The organism is Anaerotruncus sp. AF02-27 (assembly GCF_003465835.1).
In the GTDB taxonomy this organism is placed as follows: domain Bacteria; phylum Bacillota; class Clostridia; order Oscillospirales; family Ruminococcaceae; genus Anaerotruncus; species Anaerotruncus rubiinfantis.
The window spans coordinates 190197-214148 of record NZ_QSBX01000003.1; the positions used below are offsets into that span (position 1 = coordinate 190197).

The 23952-nt window shown below is 55.0% G+C and carries 21 protein-coding genes and 1 tRNA gene; 15 read left to right on the top strand and 7 right to left on the bottom strand.

Annotated elements, in window-relative coordinates:
- Positions 1–196 precede the first annotated feature (196 nt).
- Entirely contained in the window at positions 197–946 is a 750-nt protein-coding gene (locus DWV16_RS04725) for a GNAT family N-acetyltransferase (RefSeq protein ID WP_118477984.1), read from the top strand.
- Positions 947–962: 16 nt separating this feature from the next.
- Here DWV16_RS04725 and DWV16_RS04730 read toward each other — a convergent pair whose 3' ends face one another.
- From DWV16_RS04730 to gpr, 3 genes are all read right to left on the bottom strand, one after another.
- Entirely contained in the window at positions 963–1358 is a 396-nt protein-coding gene (locus DWV16_RS04730; RefSeq protein WP_118477938.1) for a hypothetical protein, read from the bottom strand.
- A 32-nt stretch (positions 1359–1390) separates the two neighbouring features.
- Positions 1391–2611 (bottom strand): stage II sporulation protein P, encoded by a 1221-nt coding sequence (spoIIP, locus tag DWV16_RS04735; RefSeq protein WP_118477940.1) that lies wholly within the window; start codon positions 2609–2611, stop codon positions 1391–1393.
- 145 nt (positions 2612–2756) lie between these two features.
- Positions 2757–3629, bottom strand: a complete 873-nt coding sequence (gpr, locus tag DWV16_RS04740; protein WP_118477942.1) for a GPR endopeptidase — start codon at positions 3627–3629, stop codon at positions 2757–2759.
- A gap of 153 nt (positions 3630–3782) precedes the next feature.
- Here gpr and DWV16_RS04745 point away from each other — a divergent pair, with 153 nt between their 5' ends.
- From DWV16_RS04745 to DWV16_RS04785, 9 genes are all read left to right on the top strand, one after another.
- On the top strand, positions 3783–3968 hold the full coding sequence (locus DWV16_RS04745; RefSeq protein WP_066455255.1) for a hypothetical protein: 186 nt from the start codon (positions 3783–3785) through the stop codon (positions 3966–3968).
- A gap of 19 nt (positions 3969–3987) precedes the next feature.
- Entirely contained in the window at positions 3988–5181 is a 1194-nt protein-coding gene (gene alr, locus DWV16_RS04750) for an alanine racemase (RefSeq protein WP_118477944.1), read from the top strand.
- Positions 5182–5296: 115 nt separating this feature from the next.
- Positions 5297–6685: a UDP-N-acetylmuramoyl-L-alanine--D-glutamate ligase gene (gene murD, locus DWV16_RS04755; RefSeq protein ID WP_118477946.1), complete on the top strand. Its 1389-nt coding sequence runs from the start codon at positions 5297–5299 to the stop codon at positions 6683–6685.
- A gap of 22 nt (positions 6686–6707) precedes the next feature.
- A complete protein-coding gene (locus tag DWV16_RS04760; protein WP_158572777.1) occupies positions 6708–7745 on the top strand; it encodes a M42 family metallopeptidase in 1038 nt (345 codons plus the stop codon).
- On the top strand, positions 7735–8748 hold the full coding sequence (locus DWV16_RS04765) for a M42 family metallopeptidase (protein WP_118477950.1): 1014 nt from the start codon (positions 7735–7737) through the stop codon (positions 8746–8748). The genes DWV16_RS04760 and DWV16_RS04765 overlap by 11 nt, the downstream gene beginning before the upstream one ends.
- Positions 8745–9542 (top strand): GNAT family N-acetyltransferase, encoded by a 798-nt coding sequence (locus DWV16_RS04770; protein ID WP_066455247.1) that lies wholly within the window; start codon positions 8745–8747, stop codon positions 9540–9542. The genes DWV16_RS04765 and DWV16_RS04770 overlap by 4 nt, the downstream gene beginning before the upstream one ends.
- A gap of 18 nt (positions 9543–9560) precedes the next feature.
- Positions 9561–10829 carry a methionine gamma-lyase family protein gene (locus tag DWV16_RS04775; protein ID WP_118477952.1) on the top strand — a complete coding sequence of 423 codons (1269 nt, stop codon included), beginning with the start codon at positions 9561–9563 and terminating at the stop codon, positions 10827–10829.
- Between the two features lie 54 nt (positions 10830–10883).
- Positions 10884–10965: transfer RNA gene (locus DWV16_RS04780), tRNA-Leu, on the top strand.
- Positions 10966–11042: 77 nt separating this feature from the next.
- Positions 11043–12659 (top strand): SulP family inorganic anion transporter, encoded by a 1617-nt coding sequence (locus tag DWV16_RS04785; RefSeq protein WP_341472900.1) that lies wholly within the window; start codon positions 11043–11045, stop codon positions 12657–12659.
- Between the two features lie 137 nt (positions 12660–12796).
- Here the strand turns inward: DWV16_RS04785 and DWV16_RS04790 are convergent, their stop codons facing one another.
- Both DWV16_RS04790 and DWV16_RS04795 read right to left on the bottom strand, forming a co-directional pair.
- Positions 12797–13351, bottom strand: a complete 555-nt coding sequence (locus DWV16_RS04790) for a permease (RefSeq protein WP_066455237.1) — start codon at positions 13349–13351, stop codon at positions 12797–12799.
- Complete coding sequence (locus tag DWV16_RS04795) at positions 13348–13827, bottom strand: permease (RefSeq protein ID WP_199719764.1); 480 nt, start codon at positions 13825–13827, stop codon at positions 13348–13350. Before DWV16_RS04795 ends, DWV16_RS04790 begins: the two co-directional genes overlap by 4 nt.
- Before the next feature lie 208 nt (positions 13828–14035).
- On the opposite strand from DWV16_RS04795, the gene DWV16_RS04800 reads away from it, so the two are divergent.
- Positions 14036–14716 carry a Crp/Fnr family transcriptional regulator gene (locus tag DWV16_RS04800; RefSeq protein WP_079988109.1) on the top strand — a complete coding sequence of 227 codons (681 nt, stop codon included), beginning with the start codon at positions 14036–14038 and terminating at the stop codon, positions 14714–14716.
- Positions 14717–14975: 259 nt separating this feature from the next.
- Complete coding sequence (locus tag DWV16_RS04805; RefSeq protein WP_158572778.1) at positions 14976–17879, top strand: diguanylate cyclase domain-containing protein; 2904 nt, start codon at positions 14976–14978, stop codon at positions 17877–17879.
- Positions 17880–17920: 41 nt separating this feature from the next.
- Here the strand turns inward: DWV16_RS04805 and DWV16_RS04810 are convergent, their stop codons facing one another.
- The gene (locus tag DWV16_RS04810; protein ID WP_066455227.1) at positions 17921–18364 is read right to left on the bottom strand and encodes a GNAT family N-acetyltransferase; all 444 of its coding nucleotides are present in this window, start codon (positions 18362–18364) and stop codon (positions 17921–17923) included.
- Positions 18365–18390: 26 nt separating this feature from the next.
- Entirely contained in the window at positions 18391–19473 is a 1083-nt protein-coding gene (locus DWV16_RS04815) for a glycerol dehydrogenase (protein ID WP_066455224.1), read from the bottom strand.
- Positions 19474–19678: 205 nt separating this feature from the next.
- Here DWV16_RS04815 and DWV16_RS18970 point away from each other — a divergent pair, with 205 nt between their 5' ends.
- The 3 genes from DWV16_RS18970 to DWV16_RS04830 all read left to right on the top strand — a co-directional run bounded on the left by DWV16_RS18970 (position 19679) and on the right by DWV16_RS04830 (position 23923).
- Positions 19679–19897, top strand: coding sequence for a hypothetical protein (locus DWV16_RS18970; RefSeq protein ID WP_066455221.1), 219 nt, complete (start codon positions 19679–19681; stop codon positions 19895–19897).
- 15 nt (positions 19898–19912) lie between these two features.
- Positions 19913–22072: a Tex family protein gene (locus tag DWV16_RS04825; protein ID WP_118477956.1), complete on the top strand. Its 2160-nt coding sequence runs from the start codon at positions 19913–19915 to the stop codon at positions 22070–22072.
- Between the two features lie 270 nt (positions 22073–22342).
- Complete coding sequence (locus tag DWV16_RS04830; protein ID WP_118477958.1) at positions 22343–23923, top strand: B12-binding domain-containing radical SAM protein; 1581 nt, start codon at positions 22343–22345, stop codon at positions 23921–23923.
- The last annotated feature ends 29 nt before the right edge of the window (positions 23924–23952 follow it).

The window sequence follows — 23952 nt, forward strand, 5'->3', positions numbered from 1 at the left end:
TCCCGCCGGGCATTTCATCATATTTATCCAATACTGCATTATAGCACAGGGACGGGCCAATATGCAACAGGAAGGCGTCCCGGTTTCTGACACAAAGCGTCTGTCATTTTACCAGACGGCCTTGTGGAGATGAGGCTGATATGTTACAATGAAATCGAACATTAGTTCGTTCAAAAAATTTGAAGCGAGGGTGCATATGGGTACGGAATTTATCAATCTGACGGCAGAAAACCTGGACAAGGAACATCTGTGCTGTATTATTCGCAGCAAAAAACCACACCCCGGCGTGGAGGAAAAGCGGCAATGGCTTTCGGACCGGCTGCGGGAGGGTCATGTTTTTCGCAAGCTCGATGCGAAGGCCACGGTTTTCATCGAGTATGCGCCGCTCGAAACCGCCTGGGTTCCCATTGCTGGCGACAACTATATTTATCTGTACTGTCTGTGGGTCACCGGAGACTGTAAGGGAAAAGGATATGGCAAAGCGCTGATGGAATATTGTCTGGCCGATGCAAAAACGAAAGGTAAATCCGGCGTTTGCATGCTCGGGGCGAAAAAGCAGAAGTCCTGGCTTTCCGATCAGGCGTTTGCGAAGAAGTACGGCTTCGAGGTTGTGGACACGACCGAACAGGGGTATGACCTGCTGGCATGCTCGCTTGATGGGACCGTGCCGCAGTTTGCGCCGCGTGCAAAGTGCGGGCGCATCGACAGCGAAGCGCTGACCATCTATTACGATATGCAGTGCCCTTATATCCCGCAGCGGGTCGGGCGGGTCCGGCAGTACTGTGAAAAGAACGGAATTCCGCTGGAACTGATCCGGGTGGATACGCTGCAGAAGGCAAAGGAACTGCCCTGCGTATTCAACAACTGGGCTGTTTTTTATAAAGGAAAGTTTGAAACAGTGAATCTGCTGGAGGATGTGTCGCTCGCGCGGATCCTCAAAAAATGAACAGGAAGGCGTCCCGTTATTCGATCGGGATGCCTTCCTGTGATTTTGCGACATTTTGTACATATTCATTCTCTTTATACCAATTGTAAATCTTCTTCTTCCCATAAACACCTAAACTGTACAGCTTTTCGAGATTGAGCAGCCTGCGCGGTGTGACCAGGCAGGCATATTGCTTGCGGGCCGCTTCAAGCCGGTTGAGCGGCTCAAGGGTTACGGTGTACCACTGCCCAAGCAGCGCCAGATCAAAATGGAGTGGTTCGTCGGCGCGTGTCATCTCAAGCGCGGGGACAGTGGCGGAGGATTCATACCGGGAACCGGAATTGTCCACCACCAGGAAGGCGGTCACCCAGCCGGTCAGAATCAGGGTGATACAGAAGGAAGAGAAGAAAAGGCGGAGATCTCTTTTTAACAATTTGTATTTTCACCTACATTTTTAACATCTGGTTATTGAACGGGCGTGGGGTTCGGCTTTTCAGCGGTCACTTCCCGGTTTGCGTTCAGCAGTTTTGCAATCGACTGGCCGATAAGCCCGGCAGTGTACTTGCTTTCCTCCAGGGTATTTGCATTGGAGCCGACCTCGAACAGCAGCGACCCGGTCGTTAAATCCATATTGTACTTGCGGTAACAAAAGAAGATCGGGCGCGTGAGCCCTGGGAAGTCCTGCTCGATTGCATCCTGCACCGAAGCCGCGAACCGCAGGTTTTCCCGCCATTTCGGCACATTCATCGTACCGTCGTCACTGCCGGTGATGATCATGAGCTGGGAAGCCTTTTTGCCGTCCACCTCGACCACCGGCTTGACAATCAGGTCGTCTTCCCGTTGAATGCCGTCCCGATGGATATCGAGCGCGATCTTGATAGTCGGGTATTTTTTCAGATACCCTTTGATCGTTTCGGCGCTGCGTTCATACGAGCCGTTGTAGGAGGGGTAATCGTGCTGGGTTTTGTCGTGGATCACGCCGATTCCCGCGTCCCGCAGCGTTTTTTCGAGTACATCCCCCACCGCAACCATGTTATCATTGTTGTTGGTCGTGCGCCAGGTATTGCGCAGGTCATAGGTGTCGGTGTCGTAGGGCTCATAGCTTTCGGTGGCGTGGGTATGGAAGATGAGCACCTGCGGCTGGTCGGTATCTTCCAGGTGAATGTTCATCCCCTGTTCCATGATCCCTTTGATTTCCTCATCCGGCACCTCTGTATAGTTGCGCAGGAGCCCCTCGCCATATGGGATCAAATTGGTGCCGCTGGCGGACATGTTCTCCTGCACAATCCGTCCCCGGAAATCTGCCGGTACGGTGTGGATGGTGTCTTTTGCTGGAGAGGGATCGGTCACAACCGCTTTTTTGCCGGTCGGCTGGATAGCGGACGGAGAAGTGGTTTCGGGCGCTTTGGGGGATGATTTCGGTTCATCTGGGTCGTTCCACGGGGAAAGGTAAGGCGCGACGTCCGATTCGTTTCCGGTGGGGTTATATTCCGGATCGAGCTGCCCGGCAAACCGGTGTTCCAGCAGGGAAAGGGTTCCTTCCGGCATATTCACCATGGCGGAAAGCAGAGCGGCGCGCTCAGTAAGCGCGTCCATTTCAATGGGGCCGGAGAGCGCCGCGATCACCGTAACCGGCAGCAAAAACACAACCGTCAGAATCAGTGACAGCCGCCGCGGCCTTGGCATACGACTGTTTCGTTTCAGCTTCCTCGCCCCCTACCTTATAGAACCGTTTCTTTGCATTCTATGTGCCGGGGCTTAAAAATATGCCGGGCGGCCTGCGTGGAATAAGCACGCGAATACATCGCGCGGTATTTTGCGGTATGCGCGGCTAGGAAACCAGATAGGTAATATCTTCCAGTGAAAGCTGCGGCTGGAGCGCGGCGTTGATCGCAAGCGAAAGGTTTTTCGCGCCGCGCGCGATGATCGAGTCGATGTCGCGCGGGGTGACCATCATTGTTTTCGCTGTGGCGTCAATGTTGGAAGCGTCCTCCTGGCCGGTGAGGTCACAGGCCAGAGTCACGCCGTCAACGACTGTAGGGATGCCGACCGAAATGACCGGTACGCCGAGGGACTGGGCGCTCAGCTCCTGTCGGGAGTTGAGCACGCCCGACCCGGGAGAAATACCGCTGTCCGCGATCTGGATGGTACGGCCGAGCCGGCCCAGCGAGCGGGCCGCAAGGGCGTCGATGACGATGACAGCCGCCGGGGAGGTGTCCCGCACGACTGCGCGGATGATTTCTCCGGTTTCGATGCCGGTTTGGCCGAGTACGCCGGGCGCGAGCGCCGAAACCGGCCGCAGCCCGTCGAGCCCGGTGCGCCGGGCAACTTCGGCAGGGATGTGGCGGGTGGCGAAGATCTGCCGGGTGGTTTCCGGGCCGAGCGCGTCGGGGGTCATCTGACGGTTTCCGAGCCCCACCACAAGGACCGGACCTTCGCGCGGAAGCAGTGCGCGCAGTTCTTTTGCGGCCAGGTGAGTCACATCATCGGCTGGATCGACGCCGCTTTCGAGCGGCGGAAGCTCAATGGTGATGTATCGGCCGCAGGCACGGCCGAGCTTCTGGGCGGCGTCCTCGGTGGAAATTTCGATGCGGGTCATCCGCACCGATTCCCGTTCTTCCTCATGGACGGCCACGCCGTCCGGCAGACGGCTGCGCATCGGTTCGGCTGATTCAACCGCAAGGTCGGTGCGGATCAGTGACATAGAATCCCTCCCGGAAAAAGTGTGGCAATTGTTAAATTTGTGCGAACGCGGACGGCTTGGTTGTAAAAGCCGCGGGGTTGGTGTATATTAAAATGTACGGGTGAAACGCCTCAGAACCCTTATTGGGTGCATCAATACAAAGGAATTTGAACGATGATGACAAGAAGAAAATTCGGGCTCACAGTGCTGGCGGTTGGTGTGATCGTATTATTGGTAGCACTCCTGCTTTTATTCAATACAAATTCGCCCTGGGCGCTCATCACGCTTGGGCTTTCGATCCTGATCAACACCTTTGGGCTGGCGGTGCTCATCGCCAAAGATCCGGACCGGGACGACTGAAGGAAAGGGAAAAGCCGATATGGATTATTTGCGCCGCACCTGGGCGGACATCGACCTGGACGCTGTGGTCCACAACTATCAGGAAATGAAGAAGTGCCTTGATCCCGGCTGCCTGTCCATGGCGGTGGTCAAGGCGGACGCATACGGCCACGGGGACGGCTATGTTTCCCGCGCGCTGCAGAAGGCAGGGGCCGATTGGTTTGCTGTTTCGAATCTGAACGAAGCGGTTTCGCTGCGCCGCCAGGGGATCGATAAGCCGGTCCTGATCCTTGGCTTTACGCCGCCTGCGATGGCGGACCGCCTGGCCGAGCTGAACGTTTCGCAGACTGTGTATTCGGAAGAATATGCCAAGGCGCTTTCCGCGCAGGCAAAAAAAAAGGGCGTCACGGTTGACTGTCACATCAAGGTGGACACCGGCATGACCCGTATTGGGTTTTACGCGCCCAACGGCCACGAATGCGAGGCGGCGGAAGAGATTGCCGCGGCCTGCGCGCTGCCGGGGCTTTCCTGCACCGGGATCTATACCCATTTTGCCTGCGCCGACGAATTCCAGCAGGACAGCAGGGAATATACGCTGGGCCAGTACGCGGTGTTTATACAAACCCTGGAAGAGCTGCGCAGGCTCGGGATTACCTTTTCGCTGCGGCATTGCTGCAACAGCGCGGCGACGATGGCCTATCCACAGATGCACCTGGACATGGTGCGGCTTGGGATCGTGCTCTATGGACTTGCGCCGTCCGGCGAATGTGCCGGAATGGCCGACCTGCGCCCGGCGATGTCGCTCTATACCACCGTGTCGATGGTGAAAAAACTCGAAGCGGGCGTGCCGGTCAGCTACGGACGGACCTACACAACCGAACATGACCGGCAGGTGGTGGCCTCGATCGCGGCCGGCTACGCGGACGGTTACCGCCGCAACCTTTCGAACCGCGGCCGGGTGATCGTGGGCGGCGAATATGCGCCGGTGGTCGGCCGGGTGTGCATGGACCAGATGATGATCGACGTGACCGATATCCCACAGGTTCAAAGCGGGGATGTTGTGACGTTGGTTGGACGGTGCGGGGATCTGGCGGTGACGCTTGACGATTTCGCGCAGTGGAACGGCACCATCAACTATGAGGAAGCCTGCCTGATTGGGCGGCGTGTTCCGCGGGTTTACATAGAGGATGGCCGGGAGGCAGCTGTAATCGATTATGTGATCGAAGCTTTGTAAAAATATAGCGGCTCCGGGGGGAACTTCTTTTGGAGTTCCCCCGTTTTTGCTTGATAAAACCGGCCGGGGCGAATATAATAAAAAAGTTAGACAGGAATAATAGGAGGCTTTTCTTATGGACAGCAGGGTTCAGCGCTTCTTTGAGGAAGTAAAAGGGAAAAAAGTGGCGGTAATCGGTATCGGCGTGAGCCATTCCGACCTGATCAGCAGGCTCTGTGACCGCGGCGCAAAGGTGATTGCCTGCGATAGACGTACCCGCGAGCAGCTTGGCGAAGCGATCTGCAACAATTTTGAGGCGCAGGGGGTCACACTGAAGCTTGGAGAAGGCTATCTTGATGGAATCGATGCCGAAATCGTCCTGCGTACGCCGGGGATGAAGTTCCATCACCCGGTGCTCGAGCAGCTCAGGCAGGACGGTGTGGTGGTCACCAGCGAGATGGAGCTATTCTTCGACCTGTGCCCCTGCAAGACGGTGGCTATCACCGGTTCGGACGGCAAGACCACCACCACAACCATCATTGCGGAGATGCTCAAGGAGGCCGGGCACAGGGTCCATCTCGGCGGCAACATCGGCCGCCCCTTGATGCCGGTGGTGCAGGATATCCGCGACGGAGATTTCGCGGTGGCGGAGCTTTCGAGCTTCCAGCTCATCTCGATGCGCGAAAGCCCGGACATCGCGGTGGTCACCAACATCACCCCGAACCATCTCGACATCCATAAGGACATGCAGGAATACGTCGACGCAAAACGCAACATCGTCCTGCACCAGCACGCCTTTTCCAGAACGGTGCTCGGCGTGGACAACGAATTGGCGGCGTCGTTTGCAAAGGATGTGCGGGGGCAACTCTTTGAATTTTCAGTGAAACATCCGGTACGCACTGGAGCCTATCTCGAGGACGGGATCATCTACGTTTCGATCAACGGCAGGGCGCAGAAGGTCCTGCGCGCCGAAGAGATCAAGCTGCCGGGCATTCATAATGTGGAAAACTACCTCGCTGCGATCTGTGCGGTCTGGGGTTATGCGGATCTGGAGGCGATTCAGAATGTCGCGATGGAATTCGGCGGCGTGGAGCACCGCATCGAACTGGTGCGGGAGCTTGGCGGGGTCAAATGGTACAACGATTCGATCGCGACCACTCCAACCCGGACGATTGCCGGGCTCAACAGCTTTGGGCAGAAGCTGATCGTCATCGCGGGAGGATATGACAAAAAGATCCCGTTCGAGCCGCTGGTGCCCAAGCTGCTTGAAAAGGTGAAGATGCTGATCCTCACCGGGGCGACCGCGGACAAGATCGAATCGGCGGTGAAAGCCGCTGCGGATTTTGATCCGGAAAAACTCGTTGTCCTGCGTGCAAAAGATCTCGAAGATGCGGTGCGTATCGCACATGAAAAGGCCGCCGAAGGGGATATCGTCTCGCTTTCGCCCGCGTGCGCAAGTTTTGATGCCTACCCGAATTTTGAAGCGCGCGGCCGCCATTTTAAGGAACTGGTCAAAGCGCTCTGACCCAAAGGAAAGAAGGTTTCAGATGTCCACAGCAAAAATGATTTTGAACCTCTGTGACGCGGTCGGCGTGTCGGGCTTTGAAGACCGCGCGGCCCAGACGGCGTGGGGGATGCTTGCGCAGCTCGGCCCGTGCGAAACGACGCAGCTCGGCAGCCTCATCTGCCGCGTGCATGAAGCGGGCAAAGGAGCTCCGCATGTGATGCTCACTGCCCACCTTGACCAAATCGGTATGATTGTAAGCTACATTGAGGAAAATGGCTTCCTGCGCGTCTCTAACTGCGGCGGCATTGACCGGTCGCTCGTGTTGGCGGCGCAGGTACAGGTGCACACTGAAAACGGTCCGCTCGACGGGGTAATCTGCACCATTCCGCCCCATCTGAACCCGGACGATGGGAAGCTTCCAAAGCTGGAGGATCTCTGTATCGACGTGGGGATGACCGGGGAAGAGGCACGGGAAAAGATCGCGCTGGGTGACCGGGTGACCATCTGCGGGCAGGCGCGGGAGCTGCCGGGGGGGCTGGTCTGCGCGCCCTCCATCGACGACCGTGCGGGCTGCGCGTCTGTGATTTTGGCGGCCAAACGGCTTGCGGCGGCAAAGCTTGGCTGCACGCTCAGCGTGGCGCTCGTCAGTATGGAGGAGGTCGGCAGCCAGGGGGCTTATACAGCCGCGGTGAAGCTCACGCCGACCCACTGTGTGGCGGTTGACGTTTCGTTTGCGCACACGCCGGATGCCCCCCGCGCAAAATGCGGGCTTATGGGCAAGGGGGCGATGGTCGGCATCGCGCCGGTGCTCGATAACGGCATGTTTAAACAGATGAAGAAACTGGCAAAAGAGGCGGGCATCCCCTATCAGACAGAAGTGATGGGCGGCGCGACCGGTACCGATGCGGACGCGGTGGCGATTTCGGGCGCGGGGGTGCGGTGCGCACTGCTGTCAATCCCGATCAAATATATGCACACGCCGATTGAAATGGTCTGTGTGACCGATGTGGAAGCAGTGGCGGATCTGATCGTTTCGTATGTCCGGGCCGAATTTGGAGGTGACGGGAATGCTTTATAAATATATCGAACGTCTGAGCGGCATTCCCGGCGTGTCCGGCAATGAAGAACAGGTGCGGTATGAGATCCTGCGGATGATCGAGGGCAAATGCCTTTATAAAGTGGATGCGCTCGGCAATATCCTGGCTTTCAAAAAGGGGCGGGAAACCCCGAAGCAAAAGCTGATGATTTCCGCGCATATGGACGAGGTCGGGCTCATTGTGACCTATATCGAAGATGACGGCCTGCTGCGTTTTACAACGGTAGGCGGCATTGACAAGCGTACCATCCCCGGTAAATCGGTGTTGATCGGCGAAACCTTCGGCGTGATCGGCATGAAGGCGATGCATATGAAATCGGCGGAAGAACGGGAAAAGGCCGCTGATCTGGATACGATGTATCTCGATATCGGAGCGAAGGATCGTGACGAAGCCCGCAAACTGGTCCATCTGGGGGATCGCGCGGTATTTTGTTCGCAGTATGCGGAGTTTGGGGACGGATTTTTGCGCGGCCGCGCGCTTGACAACCGGGTTGGCTGCGCGCTGGCTGCGGCGCTTATTGAATCCGACCTGCCGTATGACTGCCACTTTGCCTTTACCGTGCAGGAAGAAACCGGCACCACAGGCGGAAAGACCGCTGCCGCGCAGATTGCGCCGGAGATTGCGATCGTGCTTGAAACAACGACTGCCTGCGATATCCCGGACACGCCGCCCGCAAAGGTGGTCTGCGCGTTGAAAAAGGGGCCGGTGCTTTCGTTCATGGACCGCGGCACCATCTACGACCGGGATCTTTACCGGAGGGCGCTCACCATCGCGGCGGAAAAGGGGATTGCCTGCCAGCCGAAGGCAGGCGTCTACGGAGGCAATGAAGCGCGTTCGGTACAGGTCGCGGGCGAAGGGGCAAAGGTGCTGGCGGTATCGGTGCCCTGCCGGTATCTGCATACGCCGTCCTGTGTTGTCAACCGCTTCGATGTGGATGAAACACGAAAGCTGCTGCCGGAGCTGATCGGCGCGTTTGGCCGGTGATCCGGTACCTGAATGCGGAAACGGAAGCGTTTCTGTGCAACAAAGAAAATACTTTTGGGATATATGAAATAAAAATATACAGTCAGTATCAAACTTATGGCGCCGGGAAGCGGGAGCTGGATCTCTGGTCGATCGAACAGGACGGACAGATCCGGGGATTTCTTTCGCGCCTGAATGGGGTGCTGACCATTGCCGCGCGGGACGTGGATGCCGCTGAGTGCGCTGTATTTGCGCATACAGTCGGAGCCCGCTGCATCAATGGGGAACGGGAGCTTCTCGAACAGCTGAACGCCGTGATCCATGGCACGCTTTGCGCGTCATGGATCCTACGCCGCCGCGGGGACATCCCCGCGGAAGCCGCAGCCGCGCTCTGCGCGGACGGCGTTTCTGTGCGGGTGGAGCGCGCGCAGCGCTTATCTGAGGTATGCAGATTGCATGTTCTGGCAACGCCGGGTTTTGCAGAAACGGTTGACCAGGACGCTTGGATTGCGGAAGCATCGCATAAGCAGCGGCATGGATTGGCGGACTATTACATACTGAAAGTAAATAAAAATGCAATTTCAACTGCAAGTATATTATTTCGTGGAAAAGGACAGGCAGTTCTTGCCGCGATTGCAACCCATCCGGATTTCCGCCGCAAGGGCTATGGAAGCTGGCTGGTGGATTATACACTGCGGCAGGCCTGTGCGGATGGGCTGGCTGTATGGCTTTTCACAAGGGAGGATTCCCTGATGGATTTTTATGCGCCGCTCGGTTTTGAAATCGCCGGACAGTGGGCGCAGATTGATTTCTGACGGCTTAGGAGAGAGAACATGGTAGAACAGTTTTTTAAGGTCGATCCAATGATTATGAAGGAAGCAGAGGCTGCGGAAGAACGCTGCCGGGAAGCTTTCGCCAAGATTGACCGGATCACCGAATATAATGCCTGCAAGGTGCTTTCGGCTTTTATCAAACATGGTGTGAGCGAAAGCCATTTCGCCGGTTCGACCGGATACGGTTACGATGACCGCGGCCGTGAAACGATCGAAAAGGTCTTTGCTGAGATCACCGGCGCGCAGGATGCAATTTTTCGCCACAATTTTGTTTCCGGCACCCATGCGCTGACCGTGGCATTGTTCGGTGTGCTGCGCCCCGGCGATCGGATCGTTTCGCTGACTGGCGCGCCGTATGACACGCTTCAGCCGGTGCTTGGGATTGTGCCGGGCGGCAGCGGGTCGCTCAAGGAGTTTGGCGTACAATATGAGCAGCTCGATCTGCTGAAGGACGGCACGCCGGATTATGATGGGATCGCGCAGGCGGTCAAGGGCGTAAAAGTGGCTTACATGCAGCGTTCCCGCGGTTATTCGCTGCGAGAATCGCTTTCGGTGGATGAAATTGGCCGGATCGCAAAGCTTGTCCGCGCGGCAAATCCCGAGGCGATTATTATGGTGGACAATTGTTATGGGGAATTTGCAGAGGAAAAAGAACCGACCCAGGTGGGCGCCGATCTTATTATTGGATCGCTTATCAAGAATCCCGGCGGCGGGATTGCAAAAACAGGCGGTTACATCGCGGGCCGCGCTGACCTCATTGAACAATGTGCCTGCCGCTTGACCGCGCCCGGCGTGGGCAAGGAGGTCGGTTGTACGCTTGGGGAATCGCGCAGCATGTTTATGGGGCTGTTCTTTGCGCCGACCGTGGTGGGCGCCGCCCTGAAAACCGCTGTTTTCGCGGCGGCGCTTTTCGAGCGCTTCGGTTTTTCGGTTTTTCCTGTTTGCGACGCTCCGCGCGCCGATATTATCCAGGCTGTAAAACTCGGCACCCCGAATGGCCTTTGCGCCTTTTGCCGAGGCGTACAGCGTGGAGCGCCGGTCGACGCGTTTGTGACGCCGGAACCGTGGGACATGCCCGGCTACGACAGCCAGGTGATCATGGCGGCGGGCGCGTTTACGCTCGGCGCGTCCATTGAGCTTTCCGCCGACGGCCCGATGCGGGAACCATATGCGGCCTGGCTGCAGGGAGGCCTCACTTGGCCAAGCGGAAAAACAGGAATTATCCTGGCGGCGCAGTCGCTGCTTGAAGCGGGAGAAATCCATGGTTGACAAGCTTTATACCAATGGCGTATAATATTTTTTGCCGCGGTCGCGGCAAAAAATGCGGGAGTGGCGGAATGGCAGACGCGCCGGTCTTAGGAGCCGGTACTTCGGTGTGTGGGTTCAAGTCCCATCTCCCGCACCAAATCCCGAAAGTTCCGATTCATCAGGACTTTCGGGATTTTTTTGCTCTATCTAATAAAAGAAGAAGGTTAACAGACAGTGAGAAATTATTGGCAGGATTTGAAGAAGGAATTTGCAGGGTACAACAGCGGCAAATTGATGAAGGACTTAATGGCCGGTATGACAGTAGCGGCAGTAGCGCTCCCCTTGGCTTTAGCCTTTGGCGTAAGCAGCGGCGCAACAGCGGCGGCGGGATTGATAACCGCCATCGTAAGCGGATTCTCCATCAGCCTTTTGGGCGGAGCATTTTATCAAATTTCCGGCCCTACAGGCGCAATGGCAGCGATTCTGATTTCGATTATCGCCCAGTATGGCATATCCGGGGTTTTTACCGCTACCATTATGGCGGGAATTTTGCTGGTTTTGGCAGGCGTTCTGCATCTGGGACGTTTAACAGCTTATATTCCCATGCCGGTTATTGCGGGATTCACCTCGGGCATTTCTGTTATTATTGCCCTGGGACAACTTGACAATCTTTTTGGTGTCACCTCAACGGGCGATTCAGCATTAGAAAAGTTTATCAGCTATTTTTCCGGTGCTTTTTCCCCTAACTGGATATCGCTTGCAATTGGTATGCTGGTAATTTTGTTTATGGTGTTTTATCCTAAAAAGTGGAATGCTGTTGTTCCGGCATCGCTCATAGCGATTATCCTTGCGACTGCCTTTGTCATGCTTTTTCATTTAAAGGTGAACCTTGTGGGTGAAATCCCCTCATCGCTGATACTTAGCGAGCGGTTTTCTTTTGCGGAGTTTGATTTATCCAGCATCAGAAACCTTCTTGCTCCGGCAGTCAGCGTTGCGGCTTTAGGCATGGTGGAAAGTTTGCTGTGCGGTGCGAGCGCCGGACGGATGACAGGCGTGCGTTTAAATAACGACCGTGAGTTAGTTGCACAGGGAGTCGGCAATATCCTGTCGCCGCTGTTAGGCGGAATTCCTGCAACGGCAGCTATTGCACGCACAAGCGTGGCAATAAAATCAGGTGCGCAGACAAGACTTACCGGGATATTCCACTCGGTTATTCTGCTGATCTCCATGCTTGCGTTGGGTCCTATTATGGCACAGATCCCGTTATCCGCATTGGCGGGAGTTCTGCTTGTTACAGCATGGCGAATGAATGAGTGGGATACCATCAAATACATTTTTTCACGGAAGTTTGAAGGCGCTATCCTGAAGTTCCTTGCCACCATGGCGGCAACCATTCTTTTTGATTTGACGATTGCAATCCTGATCGGCGTGGTGATTGCATTGATTCTATTGGTGTCCCGCCTGTCCAAGCTGGAAGTCAATTATGACCGGGTGGACCCCAGCAGGCTGAGAAATCAAAAGACCCCGCTTTCTCCTGTGTATGATCATGCGGAAGTGGTATATATAACCGGAGCGGTTATCTTTGCAAATACGCAGATAATTACCAGCATGGCGGAACGGTTGTCCGACAAATCCGCGGTTCTGTTTTCCATGCGTGGGGCTTCTTATATGGACATATCAGGGGCGCAGGCATTTTTGGAATTGCTGCGGGACCTTCAGGAAAAAGGGATTCCGGTCTATATCTGCGGCGTATCGAATGGGGTGAAAGAAATCATGGATCGCAGCGGGATCGTGAGCTGTATCGGTCAAGAAAACTTTTACTGGAGCGTAGAACGCGCGCTCAATCAATGAAAATTTGAATGGATTTGGAAGGAATCGGTTCCCCGCGGAAGGATGTTTTAAAGACCGGCTGCAATTCGAACGGAATTGCAGCCGGTCTTTCCTGATTTTTCCATAGAAGTTTTTTCAGAAAATTAATAGACGTATGGTCATTTTGCTTCCAGCTGATTACAGGCTGTTTGCAGTATTTTTTGATATTCTTCCTCGCTTGTCGTTTTTTCAACAACAAAAGCGAGGAGAATCGTTCCAATTAAATTTAAAACGAACCGGGATATGGCAAATTTGCCTCCCAACTGCGTAACTTCAAACAACATCATCGGTATCTTCTCTGCTGACCATGCCCCGATGAAGATAAAAACATTTGTGAGAGAAACGCCCTTTTTTAAAAAAATAGCGGCTATCGGGAATGCTGCGTAAAGCGGCCCGGCTGAAAAAGAACCCAATGCAAAAGCAAAAACGCCGCCTTTTATTCCTGCGCCCTTACCCATATATTTCATCATAATTTCTTTGGGAATCCAGACATCCATCAGGCCTAATAGAATAAAAACCGGTGGGATGATTGACAGCATTTCCAATAGATTGTCAAGAGAAAGCAACAGTGTTTTTTTTCCGATTTCAGGAGCAATGAATGACAAACCGATATTTAACAGCAATAAAACAGTAAAAAACCGATATCTTAACATAATTTTCGAAAAGCGGGTCATCTCATAATCACCCCTATCACACAAGACGTAATAATAGCGATTGCCAATGACAGGGAATTCCTTTTAAAGGCGGTAAGCCTTCCAAAATACTTTTCTTCCAATGGGAACGTTGCGACCCCGACCATCATAAGCGTGGAAATGAAAATTGAAATCTGTGCATAACCCGCTCCCGCGCGCAATAAAGACGCCGCCAAAGGAAAAGCCACAAATCCGGGAATGAGAGTAACACAGCCAATCACAGCAGCAACAAACATTCCCCAAGCCCCCGATTCCGTACCGAGAAGTTTGGAGATCGTCTCCGTATCCAGTGCCGCCAAAATCAAACCAATTAAAAGCAGTACGCTCAAAATGGATGGCAGGATTTTTTCGAATGATTCCCATGCCTTTTTTATCGCTGATTTTGTCTTTTGGCGGTCCTTGAAAAAAGACAAAATCAGCCACATCGCCGCAATCGCATAAAGGATTTTAGGAAACACTTTGATTCCCTCCTCACCGCTTCAAAAAAGCATTTTCTGAATGGGACCTTAATTTTGCAAGCAATTGTCCTGTGAACAATAAAGGATGCATACTTAAATGTGAGGCAGTATGCTATACTGATCATAGGGTTATCGTACCACACGGACGGCCTTAACCCATGTATCCGCAGATACACCCGAAAAAATAAACTGAAAGGTTTTAAAGCCTATGGACGCCACAATAAGCGTATTATCTGAATGTCCCATATTCGAGGGCGTTCGGGAAAAAGACATATCGGATATTTTGCAGCGCATTGACTGCACAAAAAAACGTTTTAAAAAGAACGAAATCCTCTATCAGACAGGGGATTCATCGAGTTGTATCGGTATTATTGTTTTTGGATGCCTGGAAATTAAAAAGATTCTTCCCAATGGAAATACAGTAAGTATATTCCATAGAAAACGAGGGGAAATGACGGGCGGAAGCATTGTTTTTTCAAGCAATCCGCGGTATCCTTGCGATGTCCTGGCAAAGGAAGAAAGTGAAGTCCTGTTTATTGACAAATCGTATATTTTCGATGTGCTGTTCAAAAACGCCGTCATCGCTTCCAATATGCTGAAGATTTCTGCCAACAGAATCAGGCAGTTTGAAAAACGACTTGAGCTATTTTCCTTTTCTTCCATTCAGCAAAAAATAGCGTTTTCGCTGTTGAATAGCTTTAAGGCAGAAAATGATAAAATAGTCATGATTCCTTTTCCTAAAGCAACATGGGCGGAATACTTAAATGTGTCTCGTCCCTCGCTGAGCAGAGAACTGAAATTCCTCTGTGAACAGGGCGTTATTAAAATGAACAAAAATAAAATTGTCATTCTGCGGAAAGATTTGCTGGAATCTCTGCTGCGCTCTTAAAAATAGAAACAGGATGACCCCTTGGCCAATAAGGGCAAATCGCCAGTCCGGGTCATCGCAAAGCTGTCACTTGGGCTTGCGTAGCGAGCAAATAGACAAAAAAGGAGCGTTTCTGCACCCGGTCCTACTTACGGCGCCAGGGAAATCATGTGAATAGCTTGTTTTTATATTGGCTGTGGCGTAAAATAGAATAGGGAACGGGGCGCGGCGGTAAAGGCCAGACCGCGACCGGCGGATGCTGCGGAAGGAAGGATCGCATATGGAAAGTGCTTTCATCGGCACGCAGAAGTGCATTGCCAACGAAAAATGTGAATTTGTCCATATTTCTGATAAATACCTGCGGCTGGTCGGTTATTCCCGCCAAGAAATCCGGGATCAGTTTCACAACAGTTTTTTTGAGATGGTCTATCCGGAGGATCTGGACACCCTGCGGGAGAATTTTTCCCGGCAGCTTTTGTCGTCAGACAGCTTTTCGATCGATTACCGGGTGCAGACAAAAGCTGGAAAACCCATCTGGCTGCACGACCAGGGAAAGCGGGTTACGGAAGACGGCGTGGATTTTTATTATTGTGAGATCTCCGACGCCACCCGTTATTACAATCTGGACAGCTATTATAAAGGCCTGCTCAATGCGCTGCCGAACCCGATCATCGTTCTTGACAATGACCTGCGCATCACTTTTATCAACCAAAGTGTGGCGCGTGATACCGGGATTTCAGCGCACGAAGCATATGGCAAGCCGTGCGCGGTTTTTCAGACGCCGTTATGCGGGACCGAGAATTGCTGTATCAAACGTTATCTGCGCGGGGATTCCGCAGCGGTTCAATACACGCCGGACGGCCGGATCAACCGGGTGAGTTTTACCCCGCAGTACAACGCCGAGGGCAAACAGATCGGTTATATCAGTATTTCCACCGATGTGACTGAGCTGGTCCAGACAGAAAAGGAACTGCGGCTGAGCGAAGAACGATACCGCATCGCACTTCAGCAGACCAAAAATACCATCTGGGAGTTTGATATCGCGGCAAAAACGAGCTATCGGGCAGACGCTTCCCACAGCGCTGGCCAGAACCGGTACACAAACGTCCCTGAATCGCTGATCGATTCAGGGGCGGTTCATCCGGATTCTGTGAAGGAAATCCGGAAGATGTACGAAGCGATCCTTCGTGGGGAAAAAACCGCCTCCTGTACAGCCAGGATAAGGGATGCGGCGGGGAATTACCGATGGCTCGAACTCACCAGCTCGACCGTTTTCGATGAGGATGGCGTACCGCTGCGCGCAATTGGGACCGCAAGGGATGTAAGCGCCGAAAAGGAGCGTGAACAGCAGTTTATCCAAGAGCGCCAGTATCGGGATTCGCTCGTTTCAGATGCGATCTATACTTATGAAGCCAATCTTACGCAGGATAAAATCTTGCGGATCACCTCCGGCTGGGCCAATCTGCTGGGCGTTAAGGAGATGGAGAACTACTCCAGCCTGATCCACAAGGCGCAGGAACGGGCGGTGCATCCAAACTACCGCCAGTACATAATGGATATACTCGGCCGGAATTCGCTGCTTGAGGCGTTTCGCAATGGACGCCGGGAGGTTTCCTGCGAATATCAGCAGCTCGATAATGACGGCGAGATGATCTGGGTGTGCAACACCGTTTACCTGATCCAGTCGGAGGTCAGCGGGGATATCTGCGCGTTTATCTATCTCAAGGATATCGACCATCAGAAAAGGCAGGCTTTGGAACTGCAGAAAAAAGCCGAGCGTGACCAGCTGACCGGGCTTTTCAACCGGACGGCGTCCCGCTCGCTGATCGACCGGATTCTTGGGGATACGAAAGGGAGACCCTGCGCGATGTTCATGCTGGACATCGATAATTTTAAACAGATCAACGACACCTATGGGCACCTGTTTGGAGATGCGGTCCTTTCTGAAACCGCGGCCCGTCTGAGCACCCTTTTCCGCAAAGGCGATGTGCTTGGCAGGCTGGGCGGGGATGAATTTTTGATCTTCCTGCAGGGCATCCCGAACGAAGAACTGGCGCTCAGAAAAGCGGAGCAGGTCTGCAGGCAGGTGCGCAGCGTCTATTCTTCGGGCGGCAGGCAGTGTGAAATTTCCGGCTCGGTGGGTATCGCTTTTTCCCCACGCGATGGAGGATGCTTCGACACCTTGTATGAACGGGCCGATATCGCCCTTTACCATGCGAAGGATCAGGGGAAGAACCAGTTTGCGGTCTATCAGGAGGGCCTGTGGAAAAACCTTGTGAAGCCGCTTTCCCCCCGCCTCTCGCAGGAAAAGAACCTTGCCAAATCTTTTTCCGAAAACATTGGGGAATACATTTTCAAAATCCTTTATAATGCCAGGGATCTCGATCTTTCGGTCAATGCAGTGCTGGAGCTGCTCTGTAAGCATTATAATACCCGCCGGTCCTATATTGTCGAATACGATGCGGAAAACGACGCCTTCTCGATGACCTTCGAATGGTGTGATCAAGGCTTTCCGTCCGCGAAGGGCTGGATGCAGGGGATCAGCCTGGGAAAATACTGGGAGCGCTTCGATGAGGACGGGGTTTTCCTCCTGGAGGATATCTCCGGAGCAGATCCAGCGCTGGAGGCGATTGTCCGCCGGGTGGGGTCCTGTTCACTGATCCAGTGCGCGATGGTTTCCGGCGGGAGATTCCGCGGCTTCCTCGGGGTGGATGAGGACCGCTGCCAGCGTGCCTTCAGTGAGGAGGAGCGCTCCACGCTGCTGAGCGCGGGGGAGATTATCAGCACCTTCCTGCTCAACCAGCGCAATGAAGCGGAACGCCTGCGGCTGATCGAAACCCTGCAGACTCTTCTGGATAAGATGCCAAACGCGGTCTATGTGGTGGAACAGAACACCCACCGGCTGGTTTACTGCAACAGGCGGCTTCTCCGGATATTTCCGGACGCCATGTCCGGCAGGCCATGCTACGAAACCTTTCGGGGATTTTCGAGTCCGTGCCGGGAGTGCCCGATGAGCGGTATTGGGGGGAAGAATGAGTCCAGTACCGAGGACATCTATAACGAACGTCTCAATGTGTGGATCAAAACCACTGCGACCCGGATCAAATGGCCGGGCGCTGGGGAGCATTTCATGCTCAACTGCGTGGAGGTCACAAAGTATAAAGATCCGAAACAGGAAGAATAAAAGAACCCCGGCCGGCGTAAAAACGCCGGCCGGGGTTTCATTCAGCCTTTTGTCTCCCGCAGCGGGAGACAGAATTTAAAATGCCGGTTGGTCATCCCCTGACGGAGATAGAATGTGTGGCTCATGACGCGAGATCTGTTGCAGCAGACCTCCAGCTGCAGGCAGCCTTCCCGCACAGCGGCCTCTTTTGCGGCGGCAAACAGAAGTTTGCCGATGCCCTGTCCACGCAGCTGCCCGCACACCACCAGCTCCTGGATTTCCGCGACTTTGGCGGCATGGTGCAGAAGCTGCTGGATATGCAGGCTTATAAAGCCGAGCACCCTGCCGCCCTCCTGGGCGACGAAATAATGAACCTGCGGGTTTTCAAGGTTCTGCCGGTAACACGCCGAAAAGCCTTTCCGGCTGACTGGGGTGCCCTCCAGTTCGCAGATCAGAAGATAGATCTCTTCGAGCTGACTGGACGCTGCCGGTAAAATTTCAACCATTCCGCTCCCTCCCGATGGAAAACCGTTTATTCCGCTTTGAAGTACCGGCCGATGGCGTCCGCGCCGAGGATGGCGGCATAGACCTTTTCGGGTGTGACTTCCAGCGGCATGTTGTAGATCGATTCCCCTTCGGCGCAGGCCGCGTTTGCAACCGCCATCAGGTCGGCCGCGACCGGATCGGAGACGCCGATATCGGCAAGGGTGGTCGGCAGACCGACGTCCATGCAGAATCCGATGACCTCCTCCAGCTCCTCGGACGGCGCATTTTCAAGCACGAGCTGTACCAGTGTGCCGAACGCAACTTTTTCGCCGTGATAGTAGCTGTGGCACTGGGGCAGGACGGTGAACCCGTTGTGGATGGCATGTGCGCCCGCCAGGCCGCCGCTCTCGAAACCGATTCCGCTCAGATAGGTGTTTGCTTCGATCACATCTTCGACCGCTTTGGTGCAGACCTTCTGCTCCACCGCGAGCTTGGCCTGCAAGCCCTCTTCGATCAGCGTTTCATAGCAGAGCCGCGCCAATGCAATCGCTGCCTTGGTGACCTTGCCGCCCGCGCAGGTGGAACCATTTGAGGCTCTGGTGGCGCGCGCCTCAAAATAGGTGGCGAGCGCATCGCCCATGCCGCTCACCAAAAGGCGTGCCGGCGCGGCGCTCACGATGTCGGTGTCAATGAGCACGAGGTTCGGGTTCTGCGGCAGGAAGAGGTACTGGTCAAAAACGCCCTCATCGGTGTAGAGGACCGAAAGCGCGCTGCATGGCGCGTCGGTGGAGGCAATGGTCGGGACGATCGCAACCGGTTTTTTGGTGTAGTAGCCGACTGCCTTGGCGGTGTCGAGAATTTTGCCGCCGCCCACGCCGACGATCACGTCGCAGTCCCCCATCAGGCCGATGAGGCGGTCGACTTCGTTTTTGCTGCATTCGCCGCGAAAGCTTTCAAAGGTGACTTTGCCGCCGAAACCCGCTTCAATCGGGGCCTTCACGCGCTTCATGCCGGATTCGCTGACAAGGATAAACGGATTTTTCCCAAGCGCGTCGACATAGGTTTTGAGATTTTTGAGTTCGCCCTTTCCCTGGACATACTTTCCGGGCGAAATGATGATATTGGCCATTTGGAACGCTCCTTTATTTTTTAATTGGTAGGACATCTTTAATTGACAATAGTTTAACATAGATGCGCCGCCAATTGCAATGGAGAAGCCAACAAACTGTACGGGGAAATTCCGCCGATTTTGTGAAATTTGAGCTGTTTGAAAGAACAGGCCGAAAATGATATACTATATATCTATCGTATCATTGGAAAGAGGGAAAAACAACATGCAATTTTTAAAAAGGCTGCTCCCTGCCGGGCTGCTTTTGGCGCTTGCCGGCTGCGGGGAGGCGAGCTCGGTCGGCGTCATCGGCGGCGCGGACGGCCCGACGGCCGTTTTTGTGACCACAGCCACCAAAACGAATCCAGCCGTTTGGCCGACAGTGGCGCTTGTTGTGATTGCCGCTGTGATCGGCGTAATTGTCTGGCTGAAACATCGAAAGTAAGGAGAAATACCGTTTATGGACTTTGCCGCGATCCTTTCAAAGGAATTCAACATTGCAAAAAACCTGGTGGAAAACATCATCGCGCTCATCGACGAGGGCAATACCATCCCGTTCATTGCGCGTTACCGAAAGGAAAAAAACGGTTCCTGTGACGATCAGGTGCTGCGGGAACTTTCCGACCGGCTCGAATATCTGCGCGGGCTTGAAAAACGAAAACAGGAGATCACCGATTCGATCACGGAACAAGGCAAGATGACCGAGGACCTCGCCGCCGATATTGCCGCGGCCGAGACGCTCGCCCGCCTGGAGGACATCTACCGCCCCTATAAGCAGAAGCGGCGCACCCGCGCGACGATTGCGAAGGAACGCGGGCTGGAACCACTGGCGGAACTGATCCTCGCACAGGACAAAACCTCCGGTACGGCGCAAGCGCTGGCCGCGCCGTTCGTCGATCCGGAGAAGGAGATCCCGACGGCGGAGGACGCCATCGCGGGAGCCTGCGACATCATTGCGGAACAGGTGTCAGACAGCGCGGAGGGCCGCCAGCGGCTGCGTCTTTATTATCAGAAGAATGCCGTCCTGCGCAGCGTGGCCGCCGATCCGGACAAGGAGAGCGTCTACAGCACCTATTATGACTACGCGGAACCGGTTGCCAAGGTCCCAAGCCATCGGGTTTTGGCGCTCAACCGCGGAGAGAAGGAGGAATTCCTCAAGGTCGCCGTTGAGGTGGACGGAGGATATGCCGCCGGGCTGCTTGGCGGGTTGTTTGTCAAAAAGGGCAGCATCACCACGGGCCTGGTGCAGGAAGCGGTCGCGGACGCTTATAAACGACTGATCCATCCTTCGCTTGAACGAGAGGTGCGTTCCGATCTCACCGAAATGGCGAACGAACAGGCGATCAAAAACTTCGGCGTGAACCTGAAGGCGCTGCTCATGCAGCCGCCGGTCAAGGGAAAGACAGTGCTCGCGATCGACCCGGCCTACCGGACCGGCTGTAAGATCGCGGTGGTTGACCAGACCGGCAAGGTGCTCGACACGACGGTGGTCTATCCGACCCCGCCGCAGAACAAAACCGTTGAAGCCAAACGCGTCCTTGGCGCGCTGATCAAAAAGCACGGCGTGCAGGTGCTTTCGATCGGCAACGGCACTGCTTCCAAGGAAAGCGAGATCTTCGCGGCCGAGATGATCCATGAGCTTGACTGCGGGCTCCAGTACATGATGGTCAACGAGGCCGGCGCGTCGGTCTATTCGGCCTCGAAGCTTGCGGCGGCCGAATTCCCGGACTATGACGTTTCACTGCGCAGTGCGGTTTCGATCGCGCGGCGGCTGCAGGACCCGCTGGCAGAGCTTGTGAAGATCGACCCGAAGTCGGTCGGCGTGGGCCAGTACCAGCACGACATGCCGCCCAAACGGCTTGACGAGACGCTTGCGGGCGTGGTGGAAGACTGCGTAAACCGGGTCGGCGTGGATCTAAACACGGCGTCCGCGTCACTATTGGGATATGTTTCGGGACTTTCGGCGGCGGTCGCGAAGAACATTGTTGCCTACCGCGAGGAGAATGGGGAATTTACCTCCCGGCCACAGCTCAAAAAGGTGCCGAAGCTCGGCCCCAAGGCGTATGAGCAGTGCGCAGGATTTCTGCGCATCCCGCACGCGAAAAATGTGCTTGATAATACCGGCGTGCATCCGGAAAGCTATGATGCTGCAAAAACGGTGCTGGAGAGTTTCGGCTACACCCTTGCGGATGTGGCGGGGCATAAGATTTCAGATCTGCCGGACAAGGTGAAGGCCCAGGGCGAGGCGAAGGTGGCGGAATGCTGCGGAATCGGCGTGCCGACCCTCCGGGACATCGTAAACGAGCTTTTAAAGCCCGGCCGCGATCTGCGCGACGACCTGCCGCAGCCGATGCTGCGCAGCGACATTATGGATCTCAAGGACTTGAAACCCGGAATGGAGCTGAGGGGCACCGTACGCAATGTGATCGACTTTGGCGTGTTCGTGGATATCGGTGTGCATCAGGATGGGCTGGTACACATCTCACAGATCACCAACCGTTATATCAAGCATCCGAGCGAGGTGCTCAAGGTAGGCGATATCGTTACCGTGTGGGTTATTTCGGTGGATGTACAGAAGAAACGTATTTCGCTCACCATGAAAAAGCCGAAGCAGATGTAATTGCGCCCTCCGCGCGCCCGGGCCCTATTTCTTGCTCGTGCAAGAAATAGGGGAAAGAACACGCCAAGGGGAAACCCCTTGGACCCCCGCCGCCGCTGGTTGCTTCGCAAAGGCGGCGGCCGCGTCCTTAGGCTTCGAGACCTGCGTCGCGCCGGCTCCCCCCAAAAACGGCCAGCTCAGGGCTGATGGCCACGTTTGCCGCACCGCCGCTCTTTCTGCCGACGGAGCGGATGGGGCGGTAATTAAAAACGAACGAAAGGCGGGTGCGCGATGCGCATATTGCTGGTGGCGGTCAACGCCAAATACAGCCATACCAATCTGGCGGTGCGCTATCTGCGCAATGAACTGCGGGCTGCCGGTTTTGACGCTGAAATTGGGGAATACACGATCAATCAGCAGCCGCGGGAAATCCTTGCCGACATTGTGGCCCGTGCACCGGACAAACTCTTTTTTTCCTGTTACCTGTGGAACATCCGGATGATCCGGCAGGTGGGGGCGGATTTCCGGCTGCTCTTTCCCGATACGCCAATCGTACTCGGCGGACCGGAGGTGTCGTTCGACCCGCAGACGCAGCTCACTGCGATGCCATGGGCTGACGCGGTGATCTGCGGCGAAGGCGAGCCGCTCGTCGCGCGCGTCGCGGGCGAGAAACGCCCCCGCGGTATTTACCGCGGGACCGGCTTTGCCGATCTCGACGCGCTGCCGTTTCCCTATACCGATCTTGCCGCGCTCCAGAACAGGGTGCTTTATTACGAATCCTCGCGCGGATGTCCGTTTGGCTGCTCCTACTGTCTTTCCTCCGCTGACCGAACGCCGCGCTTTCGTTCGCTCGAATTGGTTTACAGGGACTTACAGCGGTTTCTTGACGCAAAGGTCATGCAGGTGAAATTTGTCGACCGTACTTTTAATCTGGATGCAAGGCGAGCGCTTGCTATCTGGCGGTATCTTGCCGAACACGATAACGGCGTCACCTCGTTTCAGATGGAACTGGGCGGCGATCTTACCACTGGAGAGCAGCTCGCGTTCCTGCAAGCCGTGCGGCCCGGGCTTTTCCAGTTTGAAATCGGTGTGCAGAGCACCTGCGAGCAGGCCCTGCAAAAAATCTGCCGCGCGACCGATCTTGTGAAGCTGCGGGAAAATGTTGCCGCTGTAAAAGCCGCCGGGAATATCCACCAGCATCTCGACCTGATCGCAGGGCTGCCGCTCGAAACCTTTCAGCGATTCGGGCAGTCGTACGACGAAGTTTTCAGCATGCGTCCCCAGCAGCTTCAGCTGGGATTTCTCAAACTGCTGCGGGGTTCATCGCTCTATGAAAAGCGGACGGAGTATGGGATCATACACAGCGCTGAACCGCCTTATGAAGTGCTCTGCACGCCACAGCTTTCCTTCCCGGAGCTTGCGCGGCTCAAAACGGTGGAGGAGATGACCGAAACTTATTACAATTCCGGCCGTTTTTCACATGCGCTCGATTATCTTTTGGAATACAGTGTGTCGCCGTTTTGGACGCTGCTTGCCCTTGGGGAAGGGATGCCCGCGCGTGCGGTCGGCAAGTACGAATATTACGAACGGCTCCTTGATTTTGCGGTCCGGCAGGGCTGCGACCGGGAAATCATGGGCTGGCTGATGAAATACGACCTCTGCCTGCATGAACGGCCCCGCCGTCTGCCAAAGGGATGTCCGATGGGCGAGCCGTCCCGACCGGCACAGTATGGACTGCCGCCCGCTGCGCATGTGGAAACCTTTCCGTTCGATGTGACCTGCCCGTCCCGCCCGTCCATCCGGACTGTGCTCGTTTTTGACTACGCAAAGCGGGACCTTTTCGGCCGCGCAGCCGTGAAAAAACTCGAATAAAGCCTCCCGCCTGCGGCGGGGGGGGTTTT

Bases quoted from the DNA above. Each gene is read 5' to 3' on its own strand.
- DWV16_RS04765 (WP_118477950.1), top strand. From the start codon at position 7,735: ATGCTTTATAAATATATCGAACGTCTGAGCGGCATTCCCGGCGTGTCC.
- DWV16_RS04800 (WP_079988109.1), top strand. From the start codon at position 14,036: ATGGACGCCACAATAAGCGTATTATCTGAATGTCCCATATTCGAGGGC.
- DWV16_RS04825 (WP_118477956.1), top strand. From the start codon at position 19,913: ATGGACTTTGCCGCGATCCTTTCAAAGGAATTCAACATTGCAAAAAAC.
- murD (WP_118477946.1), top strand. From the start codon at position 5,297: ATGGACAGCAGGGTTCAGCGCTTCTTTGAGGAAGTAAAAGGGAAAAAA.
- alr (WP_118477944.1), top strand. From the start codon at position 3,988: ATGGATTATTTGCGCCGCACCTGGGCGGACATCGACCTGGACGCTGTG.
- DWV16_RS18970 (WP_066455221.1), top strand. From the start codon at position 19,679: ATGCAATTTTTAAAAAGGCTGCTCCCTGCCGGGCTGCTTTTGGCGCTT.
- DWV16_RS04810 (WP_066455227.1), bottom strand. From the start codon at position 18,364: ATGGTTGAAATTTTACCGGCAGCGTCCAGTCAGCTCGAAGAGATCTAT.
- DWV16_RS04830 (WP_118477958.1), top strand. From the start codon at position 22,343: ATGCGCATATTGCTGGTGGCGGTCAACGCCAAATACAGCCATACCAAT.
- DWV16_RS04775 (WP_118477952.1), top strand. From the start codon at position 9,561: ATGGTAGAACAGTTTTTTAAGGTCGATCCAATGATTATGAAGGAAGCA.
- DWV16_RS04745 (WP_066455255.1), top strand. From the start codon at position 3,783: ATGATGACAAGAAGAAAATTCGGGCTCACAGTGCTGGCGGTTGGTGTG.
- DWV16_RS04815 (WP_066455224.1), bottom strand. From the start codon at position 19,473: ATGGCCAATATCATCATTTCGCCCGGAAAGTATGTCCAGGGAAAGGGC.
- DWV16_RS04805 (WP_158572778.1), top strand. From the start codon at position 14,976: ATGGAAAGTGCTTTCATCGGCACGCAGAAGTGCATTGCCAACGAAAAA.
- DWV16_RS04725 (WP_118477984.1), top strand. From the start codon at position 197: ATGGGTACGGAATTTATCAATCTGACGGCAGAAAACCTGGACAAGGAA.
- DWV16_RS04760 (WP_158572777.1), top strand. From the start codon at position 6,708: ATGTCCACAGCAAAAATGATTTTGAACCTCTGTGACGCGGTCGGCGTG.
- spoIIP (WP_118477940.1), bottom strand. From the start codon at position 2,611: ATGCCAAGGCCGCGGCGGCTGTCACTGATTCTGACGGTTGTGTTTTTG.
- gpr (WP_118477942.1), bottom strand. From the start codon at position 3,629: ATGTCACTGATCCGCACCGACCTTGCGGTTGAATCAGCCGAACCGATG.
- DWV16_RS04790 (WP_066455237.1), bottom strand. From the start codon at position 13,351: ATGACCCGCTTTTCGAAAATTATGTTAAGATATCGGTTTTTTACTGTT.